The 24,262-nt window shown below is 71.4% G+C and carries 25 protein-coding genes; 14 read left to right on the top strand and 11 right to left on the bottom strand.

What is annotated here, in order from left to right; all coding sequences use genetic code 11:
* Position 1 precedes the first annotated feature (1 nt).
* Both DRV84_RS07185 and DRV84_RS07180 read right to left on the bottom strand, forming a co-directional pair.
* Positions 2 to 922 carry a branched-chain amino acid ABC transporter permease gene (locus DRV84_RS07185; protein WP_115979262.1) on the bottom strand — a complete coding sequence of 307 codons (921 nt, stop codon included), beginning with the start codon at positions 920 to 922 and terminating at the stop codon, positions 2 to 4.
* Between the two features lie 96 nt (positions 923 to 1,018).
* Positions 1,019 to 2,158, bottom strand: a complete 1,140-nt coding sequence (locus tag DRV84_RS07180; RefSeq protein ID WP_115979209.1) for an ABC transporter substrate-binding protein — start codon at positions 2,156 to 2,158, stop codon at positions 1,019 to 1,021.
* 303 nt (positions 2,159 to 2,461) lie between these two features.
* On the opposite strand from DRV84_RS07180, the gene guaA reads away from it, so the two are divergent.
* The 7 genes from guaA to DRV84_RS07145 all read left to right on the top strand — a co-directional run bounded on the left by guaA (position 2,462) and on the right by DRV84_RS07145 (position 9,433).
* Entirely contained in the window at positions 2,462 to 4,027 is a 1,566-nt protein-coding gene (guaA, locus tag DRV84_RS07175; protein WP_115979208.1) for a glutamine-hydrolyzing GMP synthase, read from the top strand.
* Between the two features lie 84 nt (positions 4,028 to 4,111).
* Complete coding sequence (locus tag DRV84_RS07170; protein ID WP_115979207.1) at positions 4,112 to 4,984, top strand: DMT family transporter; 873 nt, start codon at positions 4,112 to 4,114, stop codon at positions 4,982 to 4,984.
* A gap of 148 nt (positions 4,985 to 5,132) precedes the next feature.
* Complete coding sequence (locus DRV84_RS07165) at positions 5,133 to 5,996, top strand: ATPase (protein ID WP_115979206.1); 864 nt, start codon at positions 5,133 to 5,135, stop codon at positions 5,994 to 5,996.
* Between the two features lie 41 nt (positions 5,997 to 6,037).
* Positions 6,038 to 6,961, top strand: a complete 924-nt coding sequence (locus DRV84_RS07160; protein ID WP_115979205.1) for a homoserine O-succinyltransferase — start codon at positions 6,038 to 6,040, stop codon at positions 6,959 to 6,961.
* A complete protein-coding gene (locus DRV84_RS07155; RefSeq protein ID WP_192881403.1) occupies positions 6,951 to 7,904 on the top strand; it encodes an alpha/beta fold hydrolase in 954 nt (317 codons plus the stop codon). The genes DRV84_RS07160 and DRV84_RS07155 overlap by 11 nt, the downstream gene beginning before the upstream one ends.
* 40 nt (positions 7,905 to 7,944) lie before the next feature.
* Entirely contained in the window at positions 7,945 to 8,823 is an 879-nt protein-coding gene (ppk2, locus tag DRV84_RS07150; protein WP_115979203.1) for a polyphosphate kinase 2, read from the top strand.
* Complete coding sequence (locus DRV84_RS07145) at positions 8,816 to 9,433, top strand: TetR/AcrR family transcriptional regulator (RefSeq protein WP_115979202.1); 618 nt, start codon at positions 8,816 to 8,818, stop codon at positions 9,431 to 9,433. Before ppk2 ends, DRV84_RS07145 begins: the two co-directional genes overlap by 8 nt.
* Positions 9,434 to 9,491: 58 nt before the next feature.
* Here DRV84_RS07145 and rpsI read toward each other — a convergent pair whose 3' ends face one another.
* From rpsI to dusB, 8 genes are all read right to left on the bottom strand, one after another.
* Positions 9,492 to 9,977 (bottom strand): 30S ribosomal protein S9, encoded by a 486-nt coding sequence (gene rpsI, locus DRV84_RS07140; protein WP_115979201.1) that lies wholly within the window; start codon positions 9,975 to 9,977, stop codon positions 9,492 to 9,494.
* The gene (rplM, locus tag DRV84_RS07135; RefSeq protein WP_115979200.1) at positions 9,977 to 10,441 is read right to left on the bottom strand and encodes a 50S ribosomal protein L13; all 465 of its coding nucleotides are present in this window, start codon (positions 10,439 to 10,441) and stop codon (positions 9,977 to 9,979) included. Before rplM ends, rpsI begins: the two co-directional genes overlap by 1 nt.
* A 169-nt stretch (positions 10,442 to 10,610) precedes the next feature.
* On the bottom strand, positions 10,611 to 11,588 hold the full coding sequence (locus tag DRV84_RS07130) for an SLAC1 anion channel family protein (RefSeq protein ID WP_115979199.1): 978 nt from the start codon (positions 11,586 to 11,588) through the stop codon (positions 10,611 to 10,613).
* 358 nt (positions 11,589 to 11,946) lie between these two features.
* Positions 11,947 to 13,371 carry a nitrogen assimilation response regulator NtrX gene (gene ntrX / locus DRV84_RS07125; RefSeq protein WP_115979198.1) on the bottom strand — a complete coding sequence of 475 codons (1,425 nt, stop codon included), beginning with the start codon at positions 13,369 to 13,371 and terminating at the stop codon, positions 11,947 to 11,949.
* On the bottom strand, positions 13,368 to 15,635 hold the full coding sequence (locus tag DRV84_RS07120; RefSeq protein ID WP_420852968.1) for a sensor histidine kinase NtrY-like: 2,268 nt from the start codon (positions 15,633 to 15,635) through the stop codon (positions 13,368 to 13,370). The genes ntrX and DRV84_RS07120 overlap by 4 nt, the downstream gene beginning before the upstream one ends.
* A gap of 111 nt (positions 15,636 to 15,746) precedes the next feature.
* Positions 15,747 to 17,129 (bottom strand): response regulator, encoded by a 1,383-nt coding sequence (locus DRV84_RS07115; RefSeq protein ID WP_115979196.1) that lies wholly within the window; start codon positions 17,127 to 17,129, stop codon positions 15,747 to 15,749.
* A complete protein-coding gene (locus tag DRV84_RS07110) occupies positions 17,129 to 18,205 on the bottom strand; it encodes a two-component system sensor histidine kinase NtrB (RefSeq protein WP_115979195.1) in 1,077 nt (358 codons plus the stop codon). Before DRV84_RS07110 ends, DRV84_RS07115 begins: the two co-directional genes overlap by 1 nt.
* The gene (dusB, locus tag DRV84_RS07105; protein ID WP_275668735.1) at positions 18,202 to 19,188 is read right to left on the bottom strand and encodes a tRNA dihydrouridine synthase DusB; all 987 of its coding nucleotides are present in this window, start codon (positions 19,186 to 19,188) and stop codon (positions 18,202 to 18,204) included. The genes DRV84_RS07110 and dusB overlap by 4 nt, the downstream gene beginning before the upstream one ends.
* Before the next feature lie 175 nt (positions 19,189 to 19,363).
* Here dusB and DRV84_RS07100 point away from each other — a divergent pair, with 175 nt between their 5' ends.
* From DRV84_RS07100 to DRV84_RS07090, 3 genes are read left to right on the top strand one after another with little or no spacing between them, the layout of a single operon-like run.
* Positions 19,364 to 20,488 (top strand): bifunctional 2-C-methyl-D-erythritol 4-phosphate cytidylyltransferase/2-C-methyl-D-erythritol 2,4-cyclodiphosphate synthase, encoded by a 1,125-nt coding sequence (locus DRV84_RS07100; protein ID WP_115979193.1) that lies wholly within the window; start codon positions 19,364 to 19,366, stop codon positions 20,486 to 20,488.
* Entirely contained in the window at positions 20,485 to 20,982 is a 498-nt protein-coding gene (locus tag DRV84_RS07095) for a phosphatidylglycerophosphatase A family protein (protein ID WP_115979192.1), read from the top strand. The genes DRV84_RS07100 and DRV84_RS07095 overlap by 4 nt, the downstream gene beginning before the upstream one ends.
* Before the next feature lie 11 nt (positions 20,983 to 20,993).
* On the top strand, positions 20,994 to 21,470 hold the full coding sequence (locus DRV84_RS07090) for a CinA family protein (protein ID WP_115979191.1): 477 nt from the start codon (positions 20,994 to 20,996) through the stop codon (positions 21,468 to 21,470).
* On the opposite strand, the gene DRV84_RS07085 is transcribed toward DRV84_RS07090, so the two are convergent.
* Positions 21,428 to 21,919, bottom strand: a complete 492-nt coding sequence (locus DRV84_RS07085) for a type II toxin-antitoxin system RatA family toxin (protein WP_115979190.1) — start codon at positions 21,917 to 21,919, stop codon at positions 21,428 to 21,430. The two genes, DRV84_RS07090 and DRV84_RS07085, sit on opposite strands and share 43 nt — an antisense overlap.
* Before the next feature lie 74 nt (positions 21,920 to 21,993).
* Between DRV84_RS07085 and hpt the strand changes: the two genes are divergently transcribed.
* From hpt to DRV84_RS07065, 4 genes are all read left to right on the top strand, one after another.
* Positions 21,994 to 22,530: a hypoxanthine phosphoribosyltransferase gene (gene hpt / locus DRV84_RS07080; protein ID WP_115979189.1), complete on the top strand. Its 537-nt coding sequence runs from the start codon at positions 21,994 to 21,996 to the stop codon at positions 22,528 to 22,530.
* Positions 22,530 to 22,718: a hypothetical protein gene (locus DRV84_RS07075; RefSeq protein ID WP_115979188.1), complete on the top strand. Its 189-nt coding sequence runs from the start codon at positions 22,530 to 22,532 to the stop codon at positions 22,716 to 22,718. Before hpt ends, DRV84_RS07075 begins: the two co-directional genes overlap by 1 nt.
* A gap of 104 nt (positions 22,719 to 22,822) precedes the next feature.
* Complete coding sequence (locus tag DRV84_RS07070) at positions 22,823 to 23,290, top strand: c-type cytochrome (protein WP_115979187.1); 468 nt, start codon at positions 22,823 to 22,825, stop codon at positions 23,288 to 23,290.
* Between the two features lie 9 nt (positions 23,291 to 23,299).
* A complete protein-coding gene (locus DRV84_RS07065; protein WP_115979186.1) occupies positions 23,300 to 24,181 on the top strand; it encodes a cytochrome c in 882 nt (293 codons plus the stop codon).
* Positions 24,182 to 24,262: the final 81 nt, after the last annotated feature.

The following is a 24,262-nucleotide window of genomic DNA, read 5'->3' as shown; positions in this document are numbered from 1 at the left end:
CCTACGCCGCCGCCCCGAAGAGCCCCTGCGGCCGCGCGATGAGCACGCCCGCCATCAGGATGTAGATCAGCATCGAGGCGAGCGCCGAGCCGACGGTCGTCGCCGCCGAGGCCTCCATCACCGTGCCGAAGGCGATGGGCAGCAGCGTGCGCCCCAGCGTGTCGATCAGCCCCACGAGCAGCGCGCCGACGAAGGCGCCCTTGATCGAGCCGATGCCGCCGATGATGATCGTGACGAAGGCGAGGATCAGCACCGGCTCGCCCATGCCGACCTCCACCGACTGGATCGCGCCGACGAGCGCGCCCGCCATGCCCGCGAGCGCCGCGCCGAGGGCGAAGACGAGCGTGTAGAGCTTCGAGATGTCCACGCCGAGGGCCGCGATCATCTCCCGGTCGGCCTCGCCCGCGCGGATCCGGATGCCGAGGCGCGTGCGCGCGATCAGCCAGAAGAGGAAGCCCGCGACGGCGAGCCCCACGGCGATGATGAAGAGCCGGTAGAGCGGATAGTCGATCCCGCCGGGCAGCGTGACGGGCCCCGAGAGCGCCTCGGGAATGTCGAGGTAGAGCGGGAAGGAGCCGAAGAGCCAGCGCGTGCCCTCCGAGAAGATCAGGATCAGCGCGAAGGTGGCAAGCACCTGGTCGAGATGGTCGCGCCGGTAGAGCCGCCGGATCACCACGATCTCCACGATCGCGCCGGCCATCGCCGCCGCCGCGAGGCTCGCGATCAGCCCGAGGAGGAAACTGCCGGTCGCCGCCGCGACGCTCGCCGCGGCGAAGGCGCCCACCATGTAGAGCGCGCCGTGCGCGAGGTTGATGAGCCCCATGACGCCGAAGACGAGCGTCAGCCCGGCGGCCATCAGGAAGAGCATCACCCCGAACTGCAGGCCGTTCAGCACCTGCTCGATGAAGAGGATCGTCGTCATCGCCCCCTCGCGCACGTGGTCGGGCCGCGGCGCCGCCCCGTCCGCCACGGCCCGCGCGCGGGCGCGCCGCGGGACGCCCCCGCGGCGCGCGCCGGATCAGAGATCGCAGTCCGCGCCGTAGACGTCGCTGTGGTCCTGCAGGCTCGGCCCGACGACCACGTTGGTCCAGACGCCGTCCCGCTCGACCACCTCGCGGACGTAGATGTCCTGAATCGGGTGCTGGTTCGCGGCGAAGCGGAACGCGCCCCGCACGCTCTCGAACTCCGCCGCGCGCAGCGCCTCGCGGAAGGCGTCGGCGTCCGAGACGTCGGCCGTCTCCATCGCCGACAGCAGGAGTTGCGCCGCGTCGTAGCCCTGCGCGGCGTACATCGAGGGCGTGCGGTCGTAGGCCGCGCGGAAGCTCTCGACGAAGGCCGCGTTCGCCGCGGTGTCGAGGTCGGGCGACCACTCGGAGGTGTTGCGCACCCCCGCCGCCGCGTCGCCCACCGCCGGCAGGATCGTCTGGTCGAAGCTGAAGCCCGGCCCGATCAGCGGAATGTCCACGCCCGCGTCGGCATACTGCTTCAGGAACGAGATCCCCATCCCGCCCGGCAGGAAGAAATAGGCGACGTCGGCGTCACTCGCGCGGATCTGCGCGATCTCGGCGGCGTAGTCGGTCTGCCCGAGCCGGGTGTAGACCTCCGAGACGACCTCGCCCTCGTAGAAGCGCTTGAAGCCCGTGAGCCCGTCCTGCCCAGCCGGGTAGTTGGGCGCCATGATGAAGGCGCTCTCGTAGCCCGCGTCGTTGGCGTGCGCGCCCGCGGCCTCGTGCATGGCGTCGTTCTGCCAGGCGACGTTGAAGTAGTTCTCGTGGCAGCCCCGCCCGGCGAGCTGCGAGGGCCCGGCGTTGGGCGAGATATAGAACTTGCCCTGATTGACCGCCGAGGGCACCACGGCGAGCGCGATGTTGGAAAAGACGATGCCCGTGAGCACGTCCACCTCCTCGCGCTGGATGAACTCGTCGGCGACCTGCACGGCCACCTCCGGCTTGCGCTGGGTGTCCTCGACGACGACCTCGACGTCGTCGGCGCCGGCCTCGCCGAGGGCGAGAAGGAACCCGTCGCGAATATCCACGCCGAGCCCGGCACCGCCGCCCGACAGCGTGCTCAGGAACCCGACCTTCAGATCCGACGCCTGCGCCCCGGCGGCGAGCGCCAGCGCGCAGGTCCCGGCCAGCAGCGATCGCAAGACTGTCATTCACGCCTCCCCGTTGTCCGCTCCGCGCCGACCCCGGCGCCCGGGGACTGTCCGCCGACCACCCGCCGGCGTCAAGCAGGAAGGCCGCGGCCCCGCCCGCGCGGGAGGGGCGAGGGGCGCTGCCCCTCGCGCTCCCCGGAGTATTTCCACCAAGATGATGGGAGGGCGCCGGTCCATCATCTTGGTGCAAATACTCTCGGGGGGTGAATTGGCCGAAGGCCAAGAGGGGGGCAGACAGCCCCCTTCCGCCCCACGGCGCCGAGGGCGCTTGCGCCGGCCGCGCGTGCGGCGTAACCACCGCGCATGGACCACGCCCGCCAGCACGACCGCCTGCTCATCGTCGATTTCGGCAGCCAGGTGACGCAGCTCATCGCGCGCCGCCTGCGCGAGCTCGACACCTATTGCGAGATCCATCCCTTCCAGCACGTCACGGAGACCTTTCTCCGCGACTTCGCGCCGAAGGCGGTGATCCTCTCGGGCGGGCCGGCCTCGGTGCCCGACGCGGGCAGCCCGCGGCCCCCGCAGGCGGTCTTCGAGCTCGGCGTGCCCGTTCTCGGCATCTGCTACGGCCAGCAGGTGATGATGCAGATGCTCGGCGGGCGCGTGGAGCGCGGCGCCGGCACGGCGGAGTTCGGCCGCGCCTCGGTGACCCCGGCGGGCCGAGGGCTCGACCTGCTGGAGGGCTGGTTCGCGGAAGGCCCGGAGCAGGTCTGGATGAGCCACGGCGACCATGTGGCCGCGCTCGCCCCCGGCTTCGAGGTCTTCGGCACCTCCCCCGGCGCCCCCTTCGCCATCACCGCCGACCCCGAGCGGCATTTCTACGCCGTGCAGTTCCACCCGGAGGTGCATCACACGCCGAACGGCCGGCAACTCTACGCCAACTTCCTGAAGATCGCCGGCTTCACCGGCGACTGGACGATGGGCGCCTACCGCGCTGAGGCGATCGCGAAGATCCGCGCGCAGGTGGGCGACGCGAAGGTGATCTGCGGCCTCTCGGGCGGCGTGGACAGCTCCGTCGCCGCGGTCCTCCTGCACGAGGCGATCGGCGATCAGCTGACCTGCGTCTTCGTCGATCACGGCCTCCTGCGGGAGGGCGAGGCGGCGGAGGTCACGGGCATGTTCCGCGACCACTACAACATTCCCCTCGTCCACGCCGAGGAGCAGGACCGCTTCCTCGACGCGCTCGAGGGCGTCTCCGACCCCGAGGAGAAGCGCAAGACCATCGGCCGGCTCTTCATCGACGTCTTCCAGGAGCACGCGGGCCGGATCGAGGGGGCGGAGTTCCTCGCGCAGGGCACGCTCTATCCGGACGTCATCGAGTCCGTGAGCTTCGCCGGCGGGCCGTCGGTGACCATCAAGAGCCACCACAACGTGGGCGGGCTGCCGGAGAAGATGGGGCTCGCGCTCGTCGAGCCGCTGCGCGAGCTCTTCAAGGACGAGGTGCGCGCGCTCGGCCGCGAGCTCGGCCTGCCGGACTGGTTCATCGGCCGTCATCCCTTCCCCGGACCCGGTCTCGCCATCCGCTGCCCCGGCGAGATCACCCGCGACAAGCTCGAGATCCTGCGCCGGGCCGACGCCGTCTACATCGACCAGATCCGCCGTCACGGGCTCTACGACGAGATCTGGCAGGCCTTCGCGGCGCTCCTGCCGGTGCGCACGGTGGGCGTGATGGGCGACGGGCGCACCTATGACTACGCCTGCGCGCTCCGCGCGGTGACCAGCGTCGACGGCATGACGGCGGACGTCTACCCCTTCTCGCACGACTTCCTGACCGAGACCGCGACGCGGATCATCAACGAGGTCCGCGGCATCAACCGGGTGACCTATGACATCACCTCGAAGCCGCCGGGCACGATCGAGTGGGAGTGACGCGCTGCCGGGCGCGTCCATGACCGCCGCCCGCGGTCCGGTCCCGGCGCGGGTGTGTCCACGGACCCGGACGGGGCGCGGCGCATGAGCCCGACGCTCAGGGCGGCGCTCTGGATGGCCGGCACGGTGGCCTCCTTCACCGGCATGGCGGTGGCCGGGCGCCAGCTCGGCGGCACGCTCGACACCTTCGAGATCATGTTCTACCGGAGCCTCGTGGGCCTCGCGATCGTGGTGGCGGCCGCGGCCTGGACCGGGCGGCTCGCGGAGGTGCGCACGCGGCGGATCGGGCTGCACGCGGCGCGCAACCTCGCGCATTTCACCGGGCAGAACCTCTGGTTCTTCGCGATCCCGCTCATCCCGCTCGCGCAGCTCGTCGCCTTCGAGTTCACCTCGCCGATCTGGGTGGTGCTGCTCTCGCCGCTGATCCTCGGCGAGCGGCTCACGGTGATGCGCCTCGTCTCGGCGACGCTCGGCTTTCTCGGCATCCTGATCGTCGCGCAGCCCGGCGCCGCGCCCCTCTCGGTGGGCCAGATCGCGGCGGCGGGCGCGGCGGTGGGCTTCGCCTTTTCGGCGGTCTTCACGCGCCGGCTGACGCGGAGCGAAACGATCACCTGCATCCTCTTCTGGATGACCGCGATGCAGTCGGTCTTCGGCCTCGTCACGGCCGCGGCGGATCTCGACGTCGCGGTGCCGCCGCTCTGGGCGGCGGGCTGGCTCGTGGTGGTGGGGATCGCGGGGCTCTCGGCGCATTTCTGCCTGACGACCGCGCTCTCCCTCGCGCCGGCGGCGGTGGTCATGCCGATGGACTTCGCGCGCCTGCCGGTGCTGACGGCGGTGGGCATGGCGCTTTACGCCGAGGATCTGCAATGGGCGGTTCTGATCGGCGCGGCGGTGATCTTCGCGGCGAACTACCTCAACATCTGGGCCGAGACGCGCGCGCGGCGCGCGCTGCCCTGAGCCGGGCGCAAGGCGCTTGGAAGCGCCTTGCCCGGGGCGGTCGACGACCGCCCCGGGCCAAGGGCCTTGCAAGGCCCTTGGCCCCCGCCCTCTGGTCCCGGCGCGCGCTGCCCGCTAGAGACGGGGCGACAGCGGGACGGAGCGCGGGATGCTTTACGACACGGTGGCGGACTGGCGGGGCGCGGCGCACAAGCGGGTGCTGCTCTTCGGCATGTCGGGGCTCGGCAAGACGCGGCTCGCGAGCCTCCTGCGCGAGACGGGCGACTGGTTTCATTACTCCGTCGATTACCGCATCGGCACGCGCTACATGGGCGAGCACATCGCCGATCTCTTCAAGCGCGAGGCGATGCAGGTGCCCGTCCTGCGCGAGCTGCTGATGTCGGATTCGATCTCGATCGAATCCAAGATCCGCTTCCACAACCTCGCGCCGCTCTCGACCTACCTCGGCAAGCCGGGCGATCCGGCGAAGGGGGGGCTGCCCTTCGACGAGTACATGCGCCGGCAGGAGGAGCACCGCGCCGCCGAGATCGCGGCGATGCAGGACACCGCGCGCTTCATCGAGCGGGGCGAGGCGATCTACGGCTACCCGCATTTCATCTGCGATTCGAGCGGCTCCTTCTGCGAGGTGGTCGACCCGTGGGACCCGGAGGACCCGCTCCTGCGCCAGCTCGAGGAGTCGCTCCTGCTCGTCTGGATCGAGGGGACGGAGGCGCACACCGAGGCGCTGATCCGCCGTTTCGACCGGGCGCCGAAGCCCATGTACTACCAGCCCGAGTTCCTGCGCGAGCGCTGGGCGGCCTATCTCGCCGAGACGGGGCTCGCCGAGGACCGGGTGGACCCGGACGCCTTCGTGCGCTGGGCCTATGCGCAGGCGCTCGCCCATCGTGCGCCGCGCTACCGCGCGCTCGCCGCGCGCGGCGTCACCGTGCAGGCCGACGAGGTGGCGCGCGTCGCCGACGCCGCGGACTTCGAGGCGCTCATCGCCCGCGCCCTTGAGACCCGGGGCGAATAGCCGTATCTCACCGCTTTCCCGCCACCGACCGGACCCGCGCGATGCCGATCAAGCTGCCCTCGGACCTGCCCGCCTTCAGAGTGCTCACGCGCGAGGGCGTCATGGTCATGTCCGAGGACGCCGCCGCGCGGCAGGACATCCGGCCGCTGCGCATCGGGCTTCTGAACCTGATGCCCAAGAAGATCCAGACGGAGAACCAGTTCGCCCGGCTGATCGGGGCGACGCCGCTGCAGATCGAGCTCGTGCTCATCCGGATGACCGAGCACCGCACGCGCAACACCGCCGCCGAGCACATGGAAAGCTTCTACCGCCCCTTCGCCGAGGTGGAGGCGAGCGGCGAGAAGCTCGACGGGCTGATCATCACCGGCGCGCCCATCGAGCATCTGCCGTTCGAGGAGGTCACCTACTGGGACGAGCTGCGCCGCGTCTTCGACTGGACGCGGGCCCACGTCCATTCGACCTTCGGCGTCTGCTGGGGCGGCATGGCGATGATCCACCACCTGCACGGCGTGCAGAAGCACCTGCTGGAGGAAAAGGCTTTCGGCTGCTTCCGCCACCGCAACCTCGCCCCCGCCTCGCCCTACCTGCGCGGCTTCTCGGACGAGCTCCTGATCCCCGTCAGCCGCTGGACCGAGATGCGTCAGGGCGAGATCGACGCGGTCGAGGGGCTGACGACGCTGATCGGCTCGGACGAGGTCGGTCCCTGCCTCGTGGAGGACCCGGGGCACCGCGCGCTCTACGTGTTCAACCACCTCGAATACGACCGGGATACGCTCAAGCAGGAATACGACCGCGACGTGGCCGACCACATCTCGACGCGCATCCCGGTGAACTACTTCCCCGAGGACGACCCGTCGCGCCCGCCGTCGAACCGCTGGCGCAGCCACGCGCATCTCCTCTACGGTAACTGGATCAACGAGATCTATCAGTCCACCCCCTTCGAGATCGACGCCATTGGCGCTTAAGGCGGGTCTCTGGCTGCTCCTCGCCCTCGCGCTTCTCGCGGCGGCGACGCTCTGGCGCGCCCGCGCGCACGAGGCGCGGGCGGAGGCGCGCTGGCCGCCCTCGGGCCGCATCGTCGCGGTGGAGGGCCACCCGGTGCACGTCCGCGAGATGGGCGCGGGCCCGCCCCTCGTGCTCATCCACGGGGCGAGCGGGAACCTGCGGGATTTCACCTTCTCGCTGGCCGAGCGTCTCGCCGCGCGCTACCGGGTCATCGCGCTCGACCGGCCCGGCCTCGGCTACACGCCGCGGCTGGGCGACGGGGGCGCCTCGATCACGGTGCAGGCGGGGCTCCTGATGCGGGCGGCCGGGAAGCTCGGCGCGGAGCGGCCGATCCTGCTGGGCCACAGTTACGGCGGCGCGGTGGCGCTCGCCTGGGCGGTGCATCATCCGGACCGGCTCGCGGGGCTGGTGCCGCTCGCCGCGGCCTCGAACCCGTGGGAAAGCGATCTCTCGCTTTACTATCGGCTGACCTCGCATCCGTGGCTCGGGCCGGTGGCGGCGGCGCTCATCTCGGCCTGGGTGCCCGACCGCGTGGTGGAGGAGGCCGTCGCCGAGGTCTTCGCCCCGCAGCCGGTGCCCGAGCGCTACGCGGCGCATTTCGGCCCCGGCCTCACCCTGCGCCGCGCGACGCTGCGCGAGAACGCGCTGCAACGCGCCGCGATCAACGCCGAGATCCGCGACCTGCACACACGCTACGGCGCGATCGAGGTGCCGGTCGAGATCCTGCACGGCGACGCCGACACCACCGTGGGTCTCTCGATCCATTCCGAGCCGCTCGCCGAACAGATCGAGGGCGCGCGGCTGACGGTGCTCGAGGGCGTGGGCCACATGCCCCACCACGCCGACGAGGACGCGGTCGTCGCAGCGGTGGACCGGGCGGCGGCGCGGGCCGGATTGCGCTGAGCGGCGGCGCTCCCCATTATCGGGTCAAAAGGACGCGGCGATGCCCCTGCCCTTCGACGGCGCGATCACCGACTACTACGAGACCGAGGCGCCGGAGGCCGTGCGCGCCGCGATCGCGCGCGCCGGGGGCGACAGGAACCGCCTGATCGGCGCGGGCTTTCCCTACGCGCGGCGCATGCAGAAGGCGCACTACAAGAGCCGCCTCGCGGCGCTGCAGGTCGAACTCGCCAAGCTCCAGCGCTGGGCACGCGACGCGGGCGCGCGGGTCGCCGTGCTCTTCGAGGGGCGGGACGCCGCCGGAAAGGGCGGCACGATCAAGCGCTTCCGCGCCGAGATGAACCCGCGCATCGCGCGCCTCGTCGCGCTCTCCGCCCCCTCGGGACGCGAGGCGATGGAATGGTATTTCCAGCGCTACGTGCGCCAACTGCCCGCCGCGGGCGAGATCGTGCTCTTCGACCGCTCCTGGTACAACCGCGCGGTGGTCGAGCATGTCTTCGGCTTCTGCACAGCGGCCGAGCGCGCGCATTTCTTCCATCAGGTGACCGACTTCGAGAAGATGCTCGTGGACGACGGCATCGTGCTCGTGAAGCTCTGGCTCGACGTCTCGCGCGCGGAGCAGCTCCGCCGTTTCCTCGTGCGCGAGCGCGACCCGGTGAAGCAATGGAAGGTCTCGCGCATCGACGTGGAGGGGCTGCGCCTCTGGGAGGCCTACAGCGACGCCATCCGCGAGACGCTGGGGCGCACGCACACGGCGAAGGCGCCCTGGTGCGTGGTGCGCTCGGACGACAAGCGCCGCGCGCGGCTCGAGGCGATCCGCGCCGTGCTCGCCCGGCTCGATTACGCGCACAAGGACGCCGAGGCGATCGGCGTGCGCGATCCGACGATCCTCGGCGGGCCGGAGCTCTGGCGCGATGGCTAAGCGGGGCTATCACCACGGCAACCTGCGCCAGGAACTCGTGGCCGCCGCACTCCGACTGATCGAGGCGCGGGGGCCGCAGGGCTTCACCCTGTCGGAGGCCGCCAAGCAGGCGGGCGTCACGCCGGCGGCCGTCTACCGCCATTTCGAGGGGCGCGAGGACCTGATCGCCGAGGCCGCGCGGCAGGGCTACGAGATCTTCGCCGAGGTCATGGGCGCGGCCTACGAGACGGGCCAGCCCTCCGCCCTCGCCGCCTTCGAGGCGACGGGACGCGCCTATCTCGCCTTCGCGCGGCGCTATCCGGGCCACTACATCGCAATGTTCGAAAGCGGCATCTCGATCCAGCGCACGCCCGAACTCGCCGCCGCGGCGGACCGCGCGTGGGGCGTGCTGCAACGCGCGGCCGAGGACCTCTCGCAGCACATCCCGCCCGAGAAGCGCCCGCCGCCGGCGATGTTCTCGGCGCACGTCTGGGCGATGAGCCACGGTGTCGTGGAACTCTTCGCGCGCAACTCACCGGGCACGCAATCGCCCTTCCCGGCCGAGGAACTTCTCGAAAGCGGCATCGGCGTCTACCTGCGCGGCCTCGGCTTGATCCCGCCGGACGAGTGACGGGCGTACGAAAAAAGGGCCGCCCGCGGGCGGCCCCTTGCATGTCCGGGAGGACGCCTCAGCGCTTCGAGAACTGGAAGCTGCGGCGGGCCTTGGCGCGGCCGAACTTCTTGCGCTCGACGACGCGGCTGTCGCGGGTGAGGAAGCCCGCGGCCTTCAGCGCCGGGCGCAGCGCCGGGTCGTAGTACTGCAGCGCGCGCGAGATGCCGTGCTTCACCGCGCCGGCCTGCCCCGAGAGGCCGCCGCCCTTGACGGTGCACATCACGTCGAACTGGTCCTCGACGCCGGCCACCTGGAAGGGCTGGCGCAGGATCATCTGCAGCGCGGGCCGCGCGAAGTACTCGTTGATCGGCTTGCCGTTCACCTGCACCTTGCCGGAGCCCGGCTTGATCCAGACGCGCGCCGTGGCGTCCTTGCGCCGGCCCGTCGCGTAGGAGCGGCCGAGCGCGTCGCGCACCGGCTCGCGGGTGACGGCCGTCTCCTCGGCCGCGGGGGCGTCGGCCACCGCGTCCAGCCCTTCGAAGGATTTGATTTCGTCCGCCATTACGTCGCCATCCGGGTGTTCTTGGAGTTCATCGCGGTCACGTCCAGCTTCTCGGGCTGCTGCGCCTCGTGCGGGTGCTCGGCCCCGGCGTACACGCGCAGGTTGCCCATGATCTGACGCGAGAGGCGGTTGCCGGGCAGCATCCGCTTGACGGCCTGCGTCACCACGCGCTCGGGGTGCGCGCCGGTCAGGATCTGGTCCTTGGTGCGGGACTTGATGCCGCCGGGGTAGCCCGTGTGCCAGTAGAAGTGCTCGTCACGCTTCTTGCCCGTGAGCTGCACCTTGTCGGCGTTGATCACGATGACGTTGTCGCCGCAGTCCATGTGCGGGGTGAAGCCCGGCTTGTGCTTGCCGCGCAGCCGGGTGGCGACGATCGAGGCGAGCCGGCCGAGCACGACGCCTTCGGCGTCGATCACGATCCATTTCTTCTCGATGTCCGCCGGGGTCGCTGAATAGGTCTTCATCCGGGGGTGTTCCTCGTATTCTGTCGCGCGTCCGCGCGGGCCTCTCGCCCCCGCGGTCGGGATGGTGGGGTTATACGGGCGCGGCGCGCACAGTCAAGCGCGCGGCGCCGCGTTTTATATTGCAAAATCAAAGCCTTGCGAATATGGTATAATTATACCCCATCCGCGCCTACTCCGGCTTGCAGATCTCCCGCCGCGCGACGGCCTGCCCGGTGCGCCAGAGAAGCCCCACGACCACCGCGCCGAGGAGCGCGAGCGCGCCGGTCCCGATCCAGACGTGCGCGGGCGAGTCCGCCAGCGCGCCGTGCCGGAAGGAGGCGATGGAGAGCGCCGCGATCGGGAAGGAGAGCGCCCAGAAGCTCAGCGCGAAGGGCAGCCGGGCGAGCTTCGGCACCTGCACGGCGACCAGCGCGGCGAAGACATAGGCCGCGTTGAGCAGGATGCGCGCGAAGGGGTCCACCCCGCCCGTCAGCTGCACCCAGGCGAGGTAGGCGACCGCCGGCGGCGCGATCAGTATCACCAGCGTCGGGAAGAGCCGCGCCGGGACCGGGTCGTGAAAGACGAGCCGGTTGAAGACGAGCGTCAGCAGCACGATCCAGAAGACGAGCCCGGCCGAGAAGAAGAGCCAGGAAATCTCGACGTAACCCAGCGGCACGCCCGCCACCGGCACGATCACGTTGCCCACGGCCGGGATGAACCACGCCGGCGTCAGGTGGCCCACCTGAAAGCTCCGGTGCCCGATCCAGCCCGAGACCACGGCGAGCGTCAGCACCGCCTGACCCGCGGCGCCCGCCCACCAGACCGCGCGCGCCGCCCCCGGATAGGTCGCCAGAAGCCCCGTCGCGATCAGCAGGAGCGAGATCGAGATCGCCGGGAAGAAGGCGAGGCGCACGGGATGATGCCACTCCCAGGAGACGGCGTCGGCATGGCGCAGCCACTTCGTGAGATAGAGGACCGCGATCCCCGCGAAGGCCGCCACCGCGATCCAGAGCACCGCCTCCGAGGCGCGCGCGAGCGCGGGCCACGGCACGCTCCCCGCGTGCAGCGCGAGGCTGAGGCCCATCAGCCCCATCACCATCGCGAAGAAGCTGATCGGGAAGTTCTCCAGCCGGTCGTGCGTCCCGGGCTCTGCCGTGGCGTCCTGCATGCGTCGCGCTCCTCTCGTTGCTGCCGTGCGTCGCCCGGAAGCTGCGCCGCTGCATTGAGCCAAATCAACCCGGCGTCGCCCCGGCGCGACGCGCGGCCGCAGGCGGCGTGCGCGCCACGCGCCCCGGGGCCGCGCGTGGCGGATGTCTTGCCGGGCCAAGGGCCGGGGGTCATCCACTGGGCGACAAGGGGTGTCCACGCCATCCGCTCCGCGCGCCGTGTGCCGTTGCGCCAAGCTACCCAAGCGCGCGGGCGGGCCGATGGCCTTAGTGCGGGCGCAGTGAGCGAGGCGCTCTGGCTGCCTCAGGCGCGACCTCGCCCTGCCCGCCCCCCTCCGGCGGCTCGGGGGAGGCCCGTGCTCAGCCCGCCTGGCTGACCGCGGGGGCGTCGTCGTCCTCCTCGTCGGCCCCGGCCGGGCGCCCGCTGCGCGCGGTGACCACGCCGAGCGACTTGAGCTTGCGGTGGAGCGCGCTGCGCTCCATTCCGACGAAATTCGCCGTGCGCGAGATGTTGCCGCCGAAGCGGTTGATCTGCGTCAGTAGATACTCCCGCTCGAAGGCCTCGCGCGCCTCGCGCAGCGGCAGGGTCGCCACCTCGCCCGAGAGCACCACGCGCCCCTCGCCGTCGCGCGGCTGCGGCTCCTGCGGCAACTCGCGCGCCTCGATCGGGCCGCTCCCGTCGCCGAGGATCAGCACCCGCTCGACGAGGTTGCGCAGCTGGCGCACGTTGCCGGGCCAGAGCATCGTCTGCATGAGCGCCAGCGCCTCGCCCGAGAGCTCGCGCAGGGGCAGGCCCTGCGTCGCGTTGGCCTCCTCGATGAAATGCTGCGCGAGCAGCGGGATGTCGTCGCGCCGCTCCTCGAGCGAGGGCACCGCGATCGGCACGACGTTCAGCCGGTGGAAGAGCTCCTCGCGGAAGCGGCCCGCGGCGATCTCGGCCTCGAGGTCGCGGTTGGTCGAGGAGATCACCCGCAGGTCGACGCGCACCTTGTCCGCGCCGCCGAGCCGCTGGAAGGTCTGGTCGACGAGCACGCGCAGGATCTTGGATTGCGTGCCGGGGGGCATGTCGGCCACCTCGTCGAAATAGACGACGCCGCCGTGCGCCTCCTCCAGCAGGCCGGGCTCCACGCCGCGCTCGGGCGTCTCACGGCCGAAGAGCACCTCCTCCATGCGCTCGGGCGCGATGGCGGCGCAGTTCACCGTGACGAAGGGCGCCTGCGCGCGGGCCGAGCGGGCGTGGATGTAGCGCGCGGCGACCTCCTTGCCGCAGCCCGCGGGGCCGGTGAGCATCACCCGGCCGTTGGATTTCGTCACCTTGTCGAGCTGGCCCATGAGCGTGCGGAAGGCCGCGCTCTCGCCGATCATGCGCGCCGCGCGCGTCTCGCGGCGCTTCAGCGCCTGGTTCTCGCGCCGGAGCCGCGAGGTCTCCATCGCGCGGCGGATCACCACGAGAAGCTGGTCGATGTTGAAGGGCTTCTCGATGAAGTCGTAGGCGCCCTGCTTGATTGCCGCGACGGCGATCTCGATGTTGCCGTGGCCCGAGATGATGACCACCGGCACGTCCGGGTTGTCGCGCTTGACCGTCTTGAGGATGTCGATGCCGTCCATCCGGCTGTCCTTGAGCCAGATGTCGAGGATCAAAAGCCCCGGCGGCTCGGCGTTGATCGCCGCCATGGTCTCTTCCGAGTTGGCGGCGAGGCGGACGGAAAAGCCCTCGTCCTCGAGGATGTCCCCGATCAGTTCGCGGATGTCGCGCTCGTCGTCGACGATCAGAATGTCGCTCATGCGTCCCCCCTTATCTCTTCCGGTTCAATGTCTTGTTCCGCGCGCGCCGGCAGCGGCAGGCGGATCGTCGCCATCGCGCCGGCGCGGCTCTGTCCTTCGAAGACGGGCGCGTCCTCGAGCGTCAGCGCGCCGCCGTGATCCTCGATGATCTTCTTGACGATGGAGAGGCCGAGGCCCGTGCCCTTCTCCCGCGTGGTGACGTAAGGTTCGAAGAGGCGCGCGCGGTCCTCGGGCAGGCCGATGCCGCTGTCGGCGATGCGGATCACGGCCTCCCGCGGGGCGGCCTTCATCTCGACGCGGATCACCGCCGCGTGGTCCTCCGGCGCGCCCGCCGCGCGCAGGCTCTCGATCGCCTCGCCCGCGTTCTTCAGGAGGTTGGTCAGCGCCTGCCCGATCATCGTGGCGTCGAGATCGGCCGTGACCGGCCCCGCCGGGATCGCCGTCTCGAAGCGCACCTCCGGCTGCCCGGCTTCCTGCATCTCGACCGCGTCGCGCAGGAGCTGCGCGAGATCCTCGCGCCGGCGGTCGGGCTCGGGCATCCGCGCGAAGCGCGAGAACTCGTCCACGATGCGGCGCAGGTCGTCGGTCTGGCGCACGATGCGCTCGGTCATGCCACCGAGCTCCTCGGCCTCCGCCTCCCCGAGCTTGCGGCCGAACTTGCGCCGGATGCGCTCGGCCGAGAGCTGGATGGGCGTCAGCGGGTTCTTGATCTCGTGCGCGATGCGCCGCGCCACGTCGCCCCAGGCGGCCATGCGCTGCGCGGCGACGAGGTCGGTGACGTCGTCGAAGGCGACCACGTAGCCCTCGAGCCCGCCGTCCTCGCGCCGGCGCGGCGCGATGCGGACGAGGAGGTTCTCCATCCGGCCGTCGCGGCTGACCTTCACCTCGTCCTGCGCGACCTCGGCGCGGCCCGAGCGCACGCGCTCGAAGACGGGGCCGAACTCCGGCACGGCGAGGCCGATGGGCAGCGCGCGCCGGCTTTCCTCCCAGCCGAGGAGCTTCTCGGCCGAGCGGTTGACGAAGGTCACCCGGCCCGAACTGTCGAGCCCGACGACGCCCGAGGTGACCGACGACAGCACCGAATCGAACAGGCGCCGCCGGTCCTCGATCTGGCGGGTGTTCTCCAGCAGCGTCTCGCGCTGCGCGTGAAGCTGGCGCGTCATCTGGTTGAAATAGCGCCCGAGCATCGAGATTTCGTCGTCGCCCTCCTCCTCGCGCACCTGCACGTCGAGATCGCCGGTGCCCACCCGCTGCGCCGCCGCCGTCAGCCGCCCGACGGGGCGCGAGAGGCGCTCGGCGAACCAGAGGCCGAGCCAGACGGCGGCGAGGATCAGGATCACCGCGAAGCCGAGGTAGAGCAGCCCGAACTCGAACAGAACGCGCCCCCGCTCGTTCTCGAGCTGCTGGTAGAGGCGCACGGTCTCCTGCGTCTCGTCGAGAAGGCTCAGGAGCTCCCCGTCCACCTCGCGGCTGACGTAGAGCCAGCGGTCGGCGAAGGCGTCGAGGGGCACGAGCGCGCGGAACTCGTTGTTGTCCCAGTCCTCGACGATCGCCACGCCGGCCTCGCGCGCCTCGGCGAAGGCGCCCTCGGGCGGGTCCTCGAAGTCGAAGAGATAGGAGCGCTCGCCGCGCGCCCGGATCTCGCCCGCGCCGTCGATCACGAAGGCCTCGCGCAGGCCGCGCTGGATCTGCCCCTGCGCCTGCCCGAGCAGGACCCGCAGGCCCCCGTCGCTCATCAGGACGCGCGCCTCCGCCGCCGCGTCGAGGAAATCGGCGAGCGCCCGCGCATCGGTGGCGAGATCCTCGCGGTGCTCCTCCTCGTAGGCCTCCGCCGCGGCGAGGCTGGAGCCGAGGACGCTGCGCACCCGGTCCGAGAACCAGCCCTCGAGCCCGATGTTGACGGTGAGCCCCGCGAAGACCGCCACCGTGATCGTCGGCAGGAGCGCCATGATCGCGAAGACGAAGGTGAGGCGCAGGTGCAGCCGCGAGCCCGCGGAATGCGCGCGCCGCGCGGCGACCATCCGCGCCACCCGCTGAAAGACGAGCGCCGCGACCGCGAGCACATAGACCAGATCGGCCAGCAGCACGAGGCGCAGCGACCACGCCCCGGCGCCCTGATCGAGCGGCCCGAGCACGAGGAAGGTCGCCAGCGCCAGCACCGGTCCGAGCAGCACGAGCCCCAGCGTCGCGGCGTTCTGCACCCGCCGCTGCCGGCTGAGCCGGCTCAGCCCGTTCCACGATAGACGCTGTGCCCGCAACGCCACGAACTGCCCCCGCCCCTGTCGGGCGCGCGTCGCGCGCCACCGCTAAATCTGGTGGCGTGGCGCGACGTGCCGCCCGGCACGCCACGGCATCGCCACGGGTCTGTTGCCCTTTTACATCAATTTGCGGCGGCGTGTCACCTGAATCTCGAGGTCGTTGATCTTCTTGCGGAGGGTATTGCGGTTGATCCCGAGCAGATCGGCGCATTTCGCCTGATTGCCGCCCGTCGCCTCGAGCGTGATCTCGATGAGCGGCGCCTCCACCTCGCGCAGGATGCGGGGGTAGAGCCCGGGCGGCGGCAGGGCCGAGCCGTGCAGGTCGAAATACCGCCGCAGGTGGCGCGCGACGGAGGCCGAGAGCTTCTCGTTCTCGCCGCCCGCCTGCCCGCGCAGCACCGGCTCGGTCTCGGGCTGGTCGCCGAGGATCTGCTCCACCTCGCTCCGCGTGATCTCGTCGGCGCGCGAGGTGAGCACGAGCCGGCGCACCGCGTTCTCGAGCTGGCGGACGTTGCCGGGCCAGCTGTAGGTGCGGAAGAGCTCCTGCGCGTCCTCCGACAGCTGGCGCCGGGCGAGGCCGTCGCGCTCGGCCCGGGCGAGGAAATGCTCGGTCAGGAGCGCGATGTCCTCCACCCGCTCGCGCAGGCTGGGCACGTGCAGGGTCGCGCCGGTCAGGCGGTAGTAGAGATCGCGGCGCACGCGCCCCTCCTCCATCGCGCGGGCGAGATCGCCCTGGCTCGTCGCCATGAAGCGCGGCGCATGCTCGCCCGGCGCGTCGATCATCCGCACGAGGCGGGCCTGCACTTCGTCCTCGATGTCGCCGATCTCGTCGATGAGGAGCGTGCCGCCCTTCACCCGCGCGAGCACCCGCTGCGGGCCCTCCAGCTCGCGCAGGTCGGCGCCCGTGACGGTGACGAAGGGCAGTGTGCGCCGGTCGGAAAAATCGTGGATTGTCCGCGCGATGAGCGACTTTCCGGTGCCGGATTCGCCGGTCACCAGCACCGGCAGGTCGGCGTTCATCACCTTGGCCACCAGCCGGTAGAGCGCCTGCATCGCCGGCGTGCGCCCGACGAGCGGCAGCTCGCCGTCCTCCCCCGGCGCAGGTTCTTCGGCGGGCGCGGGCGCCGGAGCGTGGCGCCGCGTCTCGAGCGCCTTGGAGGTGCGCTTCATCAGGTCCGGCAGGTCGAAGGGCTTCGGCAGGTAGTCGTAGGCCTCGGCTTCGGCGGCCTGAATGGCGGTCATGATGGTGTTCTGCGCGCTGATGACGATAACCGGCAGGCCCGGGCGATCCTCGGCGATCTTGGGCAGCATCTCGAGGCCGTTGCCGTCGGGCATCATCACGTCCGAGATCACCACGTCGCCCTTGCCCTCGACCACCCAGCGCATGAGCGTCGTGAGCGACGAGGTGGCGTGCACCTTGCAGCCCGCGCGCGTCAGCGCCTGGGTCAGCACGGTGCGGATCGTGCGGTCGTCGTCGGCGACGAGAACGGTACCGTCCATCAGTCAGTCTCCCTTGAGGCGCGCGGGGCGCGGGGCAACGAAATGCGGAACACGGTGCGCCCCGGCGTCGAGGAGACCGAGATCCAGCCCCCGTGGTCCGAGACGATCTTGGAGACGAGCGCGAGGCCGAGCCCGGTGCCGTTCTCGCGGCCCGAGACGAAGGGATCGAAGATGTCGCCCTCGAGCCCGGCGGGCAGGCCCGGCCCGTCGTCGATCACTTCCACCTGGAGCGGCAACGCCTGCCCGTCGCCGTCGGAGCGGCGCAGCTGGAAGCTGTGCTCGTAGTAGGTGTGCAGGCGGATGGTTCCGCCTTCCGCATCAGCGGCTTGCGCGGCGTTCTTGATCAGGTTCAGCAGCACCTGCAACAGCTGGTCCGGATCGCCGTGCGCGAGCGGCAGCGAGGGGTCGTAATCCTCCACGATCCGCATGTGCGCCGCCACGCCGAGGAGCGCCGAGCGCCGCGCGCGGTCGAGCACGTCGTGCAGGTTCACCGGCTGCATCGCCGGCGGCTTGGTGTTGCCGAACTCCTCCACCTGCTCCAGAAGCTTCAGGATGCGCCGCGTCTCGGCGACGATAAGGTCCGTGAATTCAAGGTCCTCCGCCCCGAGGTTCATCGATAGGAGTTGCGCCGCCCCGGTGATGCCGGCGAGCGGGTTCTTGATCTCGTGCGCGAGCATCTGCGCCATGCCGATCGCCGATTGCGCCGCCGACTTCACCGACTGGCTCTTGGTCATGCGCCCGGCGAGCTCGCGCGGGGAGATCACGAGGATCATCGCACCGCTCCCGCCGCCGAGCGGGCCGATCTGAAGGTTGCACTGCACCGGCGCCCGCTCGCCCGTGCCCACGTCCACGTCGTTGACGAAAAGCGGCGTGCCGTGCGCCCGCGCGCGGCGGAAGCTCTCCTCCATCGGCGCGTCGACCATCAGGCGATCCCAGACGGGCTGCCCGACGAGAGAGCGCGCCGAGACGTTGAAGAAGCTTTCGGCGGCGGTGTTCGCGCTGGCGATGCGGTCCTCGGCGTCGAGCACGAGGCCCGGCACCGGGAGCGCGCCCCAGATGGCGGCGTCGTCCATCATGCCGCCACCTGCGCGCCGGGTCCGGCCGCCAGCGCCTCGGGCAGCAGGCGCGGCACCTCCTCCGGCGCGGCGGTCAGCACGCGGCGGCGCAGCTCCGGCGCCGTGCCCGCGCGGTCCATGTACCAGCCGAGGTGCTTGCGCACGACGCGCGCGCCGATCTCCTTGCCGTGAAAGGTGAGCGCTGCCTCGTAATGCCTTGCCACCATGTCTGAAAATGCGGCGCCTTGGGGCGCCTCGGGCGGTGTGCCGCCGGTCAGCGCGGCGGCGATCTCGGCCACGCGCCAGGGCGCGCCCTGCGTGCCGCGCCCGATCATGACCCCCGCCGCGCCCGAGGCCGCGAGGGCGGCGCGCGCGTCGGCCGGCGTCACGATGTCGCCGTTGGCGACGACGGGGATGCGCACCGCCTCCACCACCCGGCGGATCGCACGCCAGTCGGCCCGGCCCTTGTAGAACTGGCAACGCGTGCGCCCGTGGATGGTGATCATGGCGATGCCCGCCGCCTCGGCCCGCCGGGCGATCTCGGGCGCGTTAAGCGCGTCCGCGTCCCAGCCGAGGCGCGTCTTGAGCGTCACCGGGACCGACACGGCGCCCACCACCGCCTCGATCAGGCGCAGGGCATGGTCCGGCTCGCGCATGAGCGCCGAGCCCGACATCCCGCCGACCACCTTCTTGGCCGGGCAGCCCATGTTGACGTCGAGGATCGGCGCGCCGTTGGCCTCCGCCATGCGGGCGGCCTCGGCCATCCAGCGCGGGTCGCGCCCGGCGAGCTGCACGGCGGTGTCCGCCCGCCCGAGGCCGAGCGCCGCGCGCTCGCGCACGCCGGGCTTGGCCTGCACGAGCTCCTGGCTCGCCACCATTTCCGAGACGACGAGCCCGGCGCCGAAGCCGGCCACGAGATCGCGGAAGGGCCGGTCCGTGATTCCCGCCATCGGGGCGAGGAGCACGGGGGGCTCGAGTCGTCGGTCGCCGAGGTTCAAGATCACCTGCCTAATCCTTGTGCATACTCTCAGGCCTAGGCGATACAGCGCCGCGCGGCAAGTAATCCGCCGGGTCCGGGCTGCGCGGGCGTGTCCTCCGCCTAATTCTTGTGCAGCGCATCCGGGCCTTGCCTCCGCGCCCTGTCGGGATAGACAGGGGCCGAGCCACACGGGATCCGCGATGCACGCAGCCGCTCTCATCGTCGCCGCCGGACGCGGCCGCCGCGCGGGGGGCGGGCTGCCGAAGCAGTGGCGCCCGCTCGCCGGGCGGCGCGTCGCGGACTGGACCGTGGCGGCCTTCGCCGCGCATCCGGGCATCGCCGAGGTGCTTCTGGTCGCCCATCCCGACGACGCCGCGCACATCCCCGAGGGCCTGCGCTGGGTCCCCGGCGGCGCGACGCGGGCGGATTCGGTGCGCGCGGGGCTCGCCGCGCTGGCGGAGAGCGGGGCGCGTCACGTGCTCATCCACGACGTCGCGCGGCCCTGCGTGCCCGGCACCGTGATCGACGCAGTGCTCGACGCGCTGACCCGCCACGACGGCGCGGCGCCGGCGCTGCCGGTGACCGACGCGCTCTGGCGCGGGGCGGAGGGCCGCGTCACAGGCGCCGTCGCGCGCGAGGGGCTCTACCGGGCGCAGACACCGCAGGGCTTCGCCCTCGACGCGATCCGCGCGGCGCATCGCGCGCACCCCGGCGACGCCGCCGACGACGTGGAGGTGGCGCGCGCCGCCGGCCTCGAGGTCGCCATCGTCCCGGGCGCCGAGGCCAATCTGAAGATCACCCACACGGAGGATTTCGCGCGTGCGGAGAAATACTTGCGAGGCGGCATGGACGTAAGGACAGGCAACGGCTACGACGTCCACGCCTTCGGCCCGGGCGACCACGTCACGCTCTGCGGGGTCCGCATCCCGCACGACCGCGGGCTGAGCGGGCACTCGGACGCCGACGTCGGGCTCCACGCGCTGACCGACGCGATCTACGGCGCGCTCGCGGACGGCGACATCGGGCGGCATTTCCCGCCCTCCGATCCGCAGTGGAAGGGCGCCGACAGCCGCGTGTTCCTGCGCCACGCCGCGGGCCGCGCGGCCGAGCGGGGCTATCGCATCGCGAACCTCGACGTGACGCTCGTCTGCGAACGCCCGAAGATCGGGTCGCATGCCGCTGAAATGCGAGACGAAATCGCCCGCGAGACCGGCTCCGATCCGGACCGCGTCAGCGTCAAGGCCACCACGAGCGAGCGGCTGGGCTTCACCGGCCGCGAGGAAGGGATCGCGGCGCTCGCCACCGCGACGCTGGTGGCGCCGTGACGCTGGCCCGCGCGATCGCGACGCTCTTCGGGCTGGGCTACCTGCGGCCCGGGCCGGGCACATGGGCCTCGCTCGCGGCGCTGCCGCTCTTCTGGGCGCTGCACGTGCTGGGCGGCTTTCCGGCGGTGGTCGTCGCCACGCTGGCGGTCACGGCGCTCGGCTGGTGGGCCGTCGTCGCCGAGGCGCGCGCCGGCGGGCCGCAGGACCCGCCCGAGATCGTGGTGGACGAGCTCGCCGGGCAGTGGCTCGCGCTCTGGCCGGTCTCGGCGGGCGCGATGGTCTCGGGCGCCGCGGCGCTCGATCTGTGGCCCGGCTGGATCGCGGGCTTTGTCCTCTTCCGCGCTTTCGATATCCTGAAGCCGGGGCCGGTGGGCTGGGCCGACCGGCGGCCGGGCGCGACGGGCGTCATGCTGGACGATCTGCTCGCCGGGCTCTTCGCCGCGCTGGGAACCGTCGCGCTCGCCGCGCTGTTCCATCTCTGGCTCATGGGTTGAGGGAGGCCGCGATGACGCAACCCGATCTTTTGCTGATCCGCTACCGCGACGCGGGGCTGCGCATCGCGACGGCGGAGAGTTGTACCGCCGGCCTGCTCTCGGCGCGCATCACCGAGGTCGCGGGGTCGTCGAAGATCTTCGACCGGGGCTTCGTCACCTACACCAACCGCTCGAAACAGGAGCTTCTCGGCGTGGCGGAGGCGACGCTCGGCGCGCATGGCGCCGTCTCGGAGCCGGTGGCGCGCGAGATGGCCGAGGGCGCGCTCGCGCGGTCGGAGGCGGACGTCGCCATCGCGATCACCGGCATCGCCGGGCCGGGCGGGAGCGAGGTCAAGCCCGAGGGCCGCGTCTGTTTCGGCCTCGCCACGCGGGGGGCGGAGACGCGCACGGAGACGCAGGACTTCGGCGCGCTCGGACGCGAGAACGTCCGCCGCGCCGCCGTCGATCACGCCATGTCGCTGCTCGACGCGGCGGCGGGCACCCCGTAGAGATCGCCCGCCCGCGCCTCGAAGGCGCGCACGATCCGCTGCATCGCCTCGTAGAAGAAGAGCCCCGCGGCGCGCTGCAGCATCCGGTTCTTGAACTCGAAATCCACCTGAAAGTGGACGACGCAGCCCGCCTTGGCCGCCTCGAAGCGCCATTCGGAGTGCAGGTGCTTGAACGGGCCGTCGAGGTAGTCGGTCTTGATGACCTTCTCGACCGGCCAGAGTTCCACCCGGCTGCCGAAGCGCTCGCGGAACACCTTGAAGGAGACGACGAGATCGGCGTGCATCAACTCGCCGTGCTCGCCGCCCGGCCCGCTCATCGGCTCACGCGAGCGCACGCGCGCCGCGGCGGTCCAGGGCAGGAACTCGGGGTAGCGGCCGACGTCCGCGACGAGATCGTACATCTGCTGCGGCGTGTAGGGCAGCGTCCGGCTTTCGGAATGGGCAGGCATGGTGCGGCCGGGTTTCCTCCGTGACAGTGGCGGGTGATGTCGTATGCTCCGGCCGCCGATTCAAGGGGGACCGCATGGGGCAGCGTCCATATGTCATAGACGAGATGATCTCGGCCAAGTCCATCGCGGCACGGATCGAGACGCTCGCGCACGAGATCGAGGCCGCCTACGAGGGCACCGACAAGCTGGTGGTGGTGGGGCTCCTGCGGGGCTCCTTCGTCTTTATCGCCGACCTGGTGCGCGAGCTGCGCCTGCCGGTGGAGGTGGACTTCCTCGAGGCGTCCTCCTACGGCAATTCCATGGAGAGCTCGCGCGAGGTGCGCATCCTCAAGGACCTGCGCGGCGAGATCGAGGGGCGCGACGTGCTGGTTGTCGAGGATATCGTGGACACCGGCCACACCCTCGCCCACGTCATGACGCTGCTCGGAGCGCGGCGGCCGAAGCGGCTGCGCGCCATCGCGCTGCTGGACAAGCCGACGAAGCGCGAGGTGGAGGTCACCGCCGACTGGACCGGCTTCGAGATCCCGGACGAGTTCGTGGTGGGTTACGGCATCGACTACGCGCAGCACGACCGCAACCTGCCCTTCATCGGAAAGGTGCGCTTCACCTGATGCTGCCGATGCAGTGGTTCCTGCGCATGTATCGCTGGGCGCGGCATCCGCCGTCGAAGGCGATGCGCTGGACCGTGGGCATCGTGATCGTCGCCGCGCTCGCCATCGCGGGGCTCGAGGCGCTCTTCGGCACGCCCGCGTGGATGGAGCTCGCGCCGCGCCCGCGCGGGCTGCCGGTCGTGCGCTGATGCGCGCCGGTGCAGGGACCGCGTGCGCAGAATGCGTTATGCGTTCGTCGTCTTCATGTGGCACGCTGCGTGCATCGTGTACGTCCGAACAGGGGAGACGACAGATGAACCTCAAGGCCAAGATCCTCACCGCCGCCGCGGCGCTTTCGCTGGTGGCGCCCGCCGCCATGGCGCAGGACGACTTCGAGGCGCAGCTCAAGGCGCGGCAGGGGCAGTTCCGCATCATGGCGCTCAATCTCGGCGTGCTCGGCGGCATGGCGCAGGGCAAGATCGACTACGACGCCGAGCGCGCGCAGACCGCCGCCGACACGCTCGTCGCCGTGACCGAGATCGACCAGTCGCTGCACTGGCCCGAGGGGAGCGATTCCTTCGCCATGAACGGCACGCGCGCCGAGCCCTCGATCTGGGACGACAACGCCGATTTCCTCGCCAAGTGGGAGGATCTGGGCGCCGCCGCGCGCGAGATGCAGGCGGTCGCGGGCGACGGTCGGCAGGCCGTGGGCGCCGCGCTGCAGAACGTCGGCGGCACCTGCAAGGCCTGTCACGACGCGCACCGCACGCCGGACAGCTGATCGCGCGCGATGCGGCGATTTCTCACCATCCTGATCGGGCTCGCCGCCGTCCTCGCGGCGGCGGGCTGGGTCCTGAGCGCGCCGTCGCGCCTGCCGGCGGCGGCGACCGAGGGCGTGACCGGCGACGCCGCGGCGGGCGAGCGCATCTTCCTCGCCGGCGGCTGCGCCTCCTGCCACGCGGCCGCGGACGCCGAGGGCGCCGAGCGCCGCGTGCTCGCCGGGGGCGCCCCGCTCGAGACGGACTTCGGCACCTTCGTCGCGCCCAACATCTCCCCCGATCCGGAGCACGGCATCGGCGACTGGAGCTTCGCGGAGTTCGCCGACGCCATGCTGCGCGGCGTCTCGCCCGAGGGGCGGCACTACTACCCGGCCTTTCCCTACACCTCCTACACGAAGATGGAGATGCAGGACGTGGCCGATCTCTGGGCCTTCCTGCGCACCCTGCCCGAGGCCGACGCCGAGAGCGCGCCCTCCGAGGTGGCCTTTCCCTATTCCCTGCGCCGCGGGATCGGGCTCTGGAAGCGGCTCTACCTGCGCGACGATTTCGTGATGGCGCACGCCGGCACCGAGGCGCTCGAGCGGGGGCGCTACCTCGTCGAGGCGCTGGCGCATTGCGGTGAATGCCACACGCCGCGCGACCGCTTCGGCGGGCCGGACACGGCGCGCTGGCTCGCGGGGGCGCCGAACCCCTCCGGCGAGGGGCGCATCCCCGACATCACCCCCGCCGCGCTGGGCTGGAGCGCCTCGGACATCGCGTGGTATCTCGAATCGGGGTTCACGCCGGATTACGACTCCGCCGGCGGCAGCATGGCCGACGTCGTCACCAATCTCGCGGCGCTCGAGGCGGCCGACCGGGAGGCGATCGCGGCCTACCTTCTCGCGCTCGAGTGAACGGCCGTTACGTCCGCGCATAACGCCGCTATTGACGGGCGGCGCGGAACGCTGTCCATCTTGCAAAATGCCGCGGGCATC

It is taken from the genome of Rhodosalinus sediminis (assembly GCF_003385555.1).
Taxonomy (GTDB): Bacteria; Pseudomonadota; Alphaproteobacteria; order Rhodobacterales; family Rhodobacteraceae; genus Rhodosalinus; species Rhodosalinus sediminis.
This window is presented reverse-complemented; position numbering and strand designations above follow the sequence as displayed.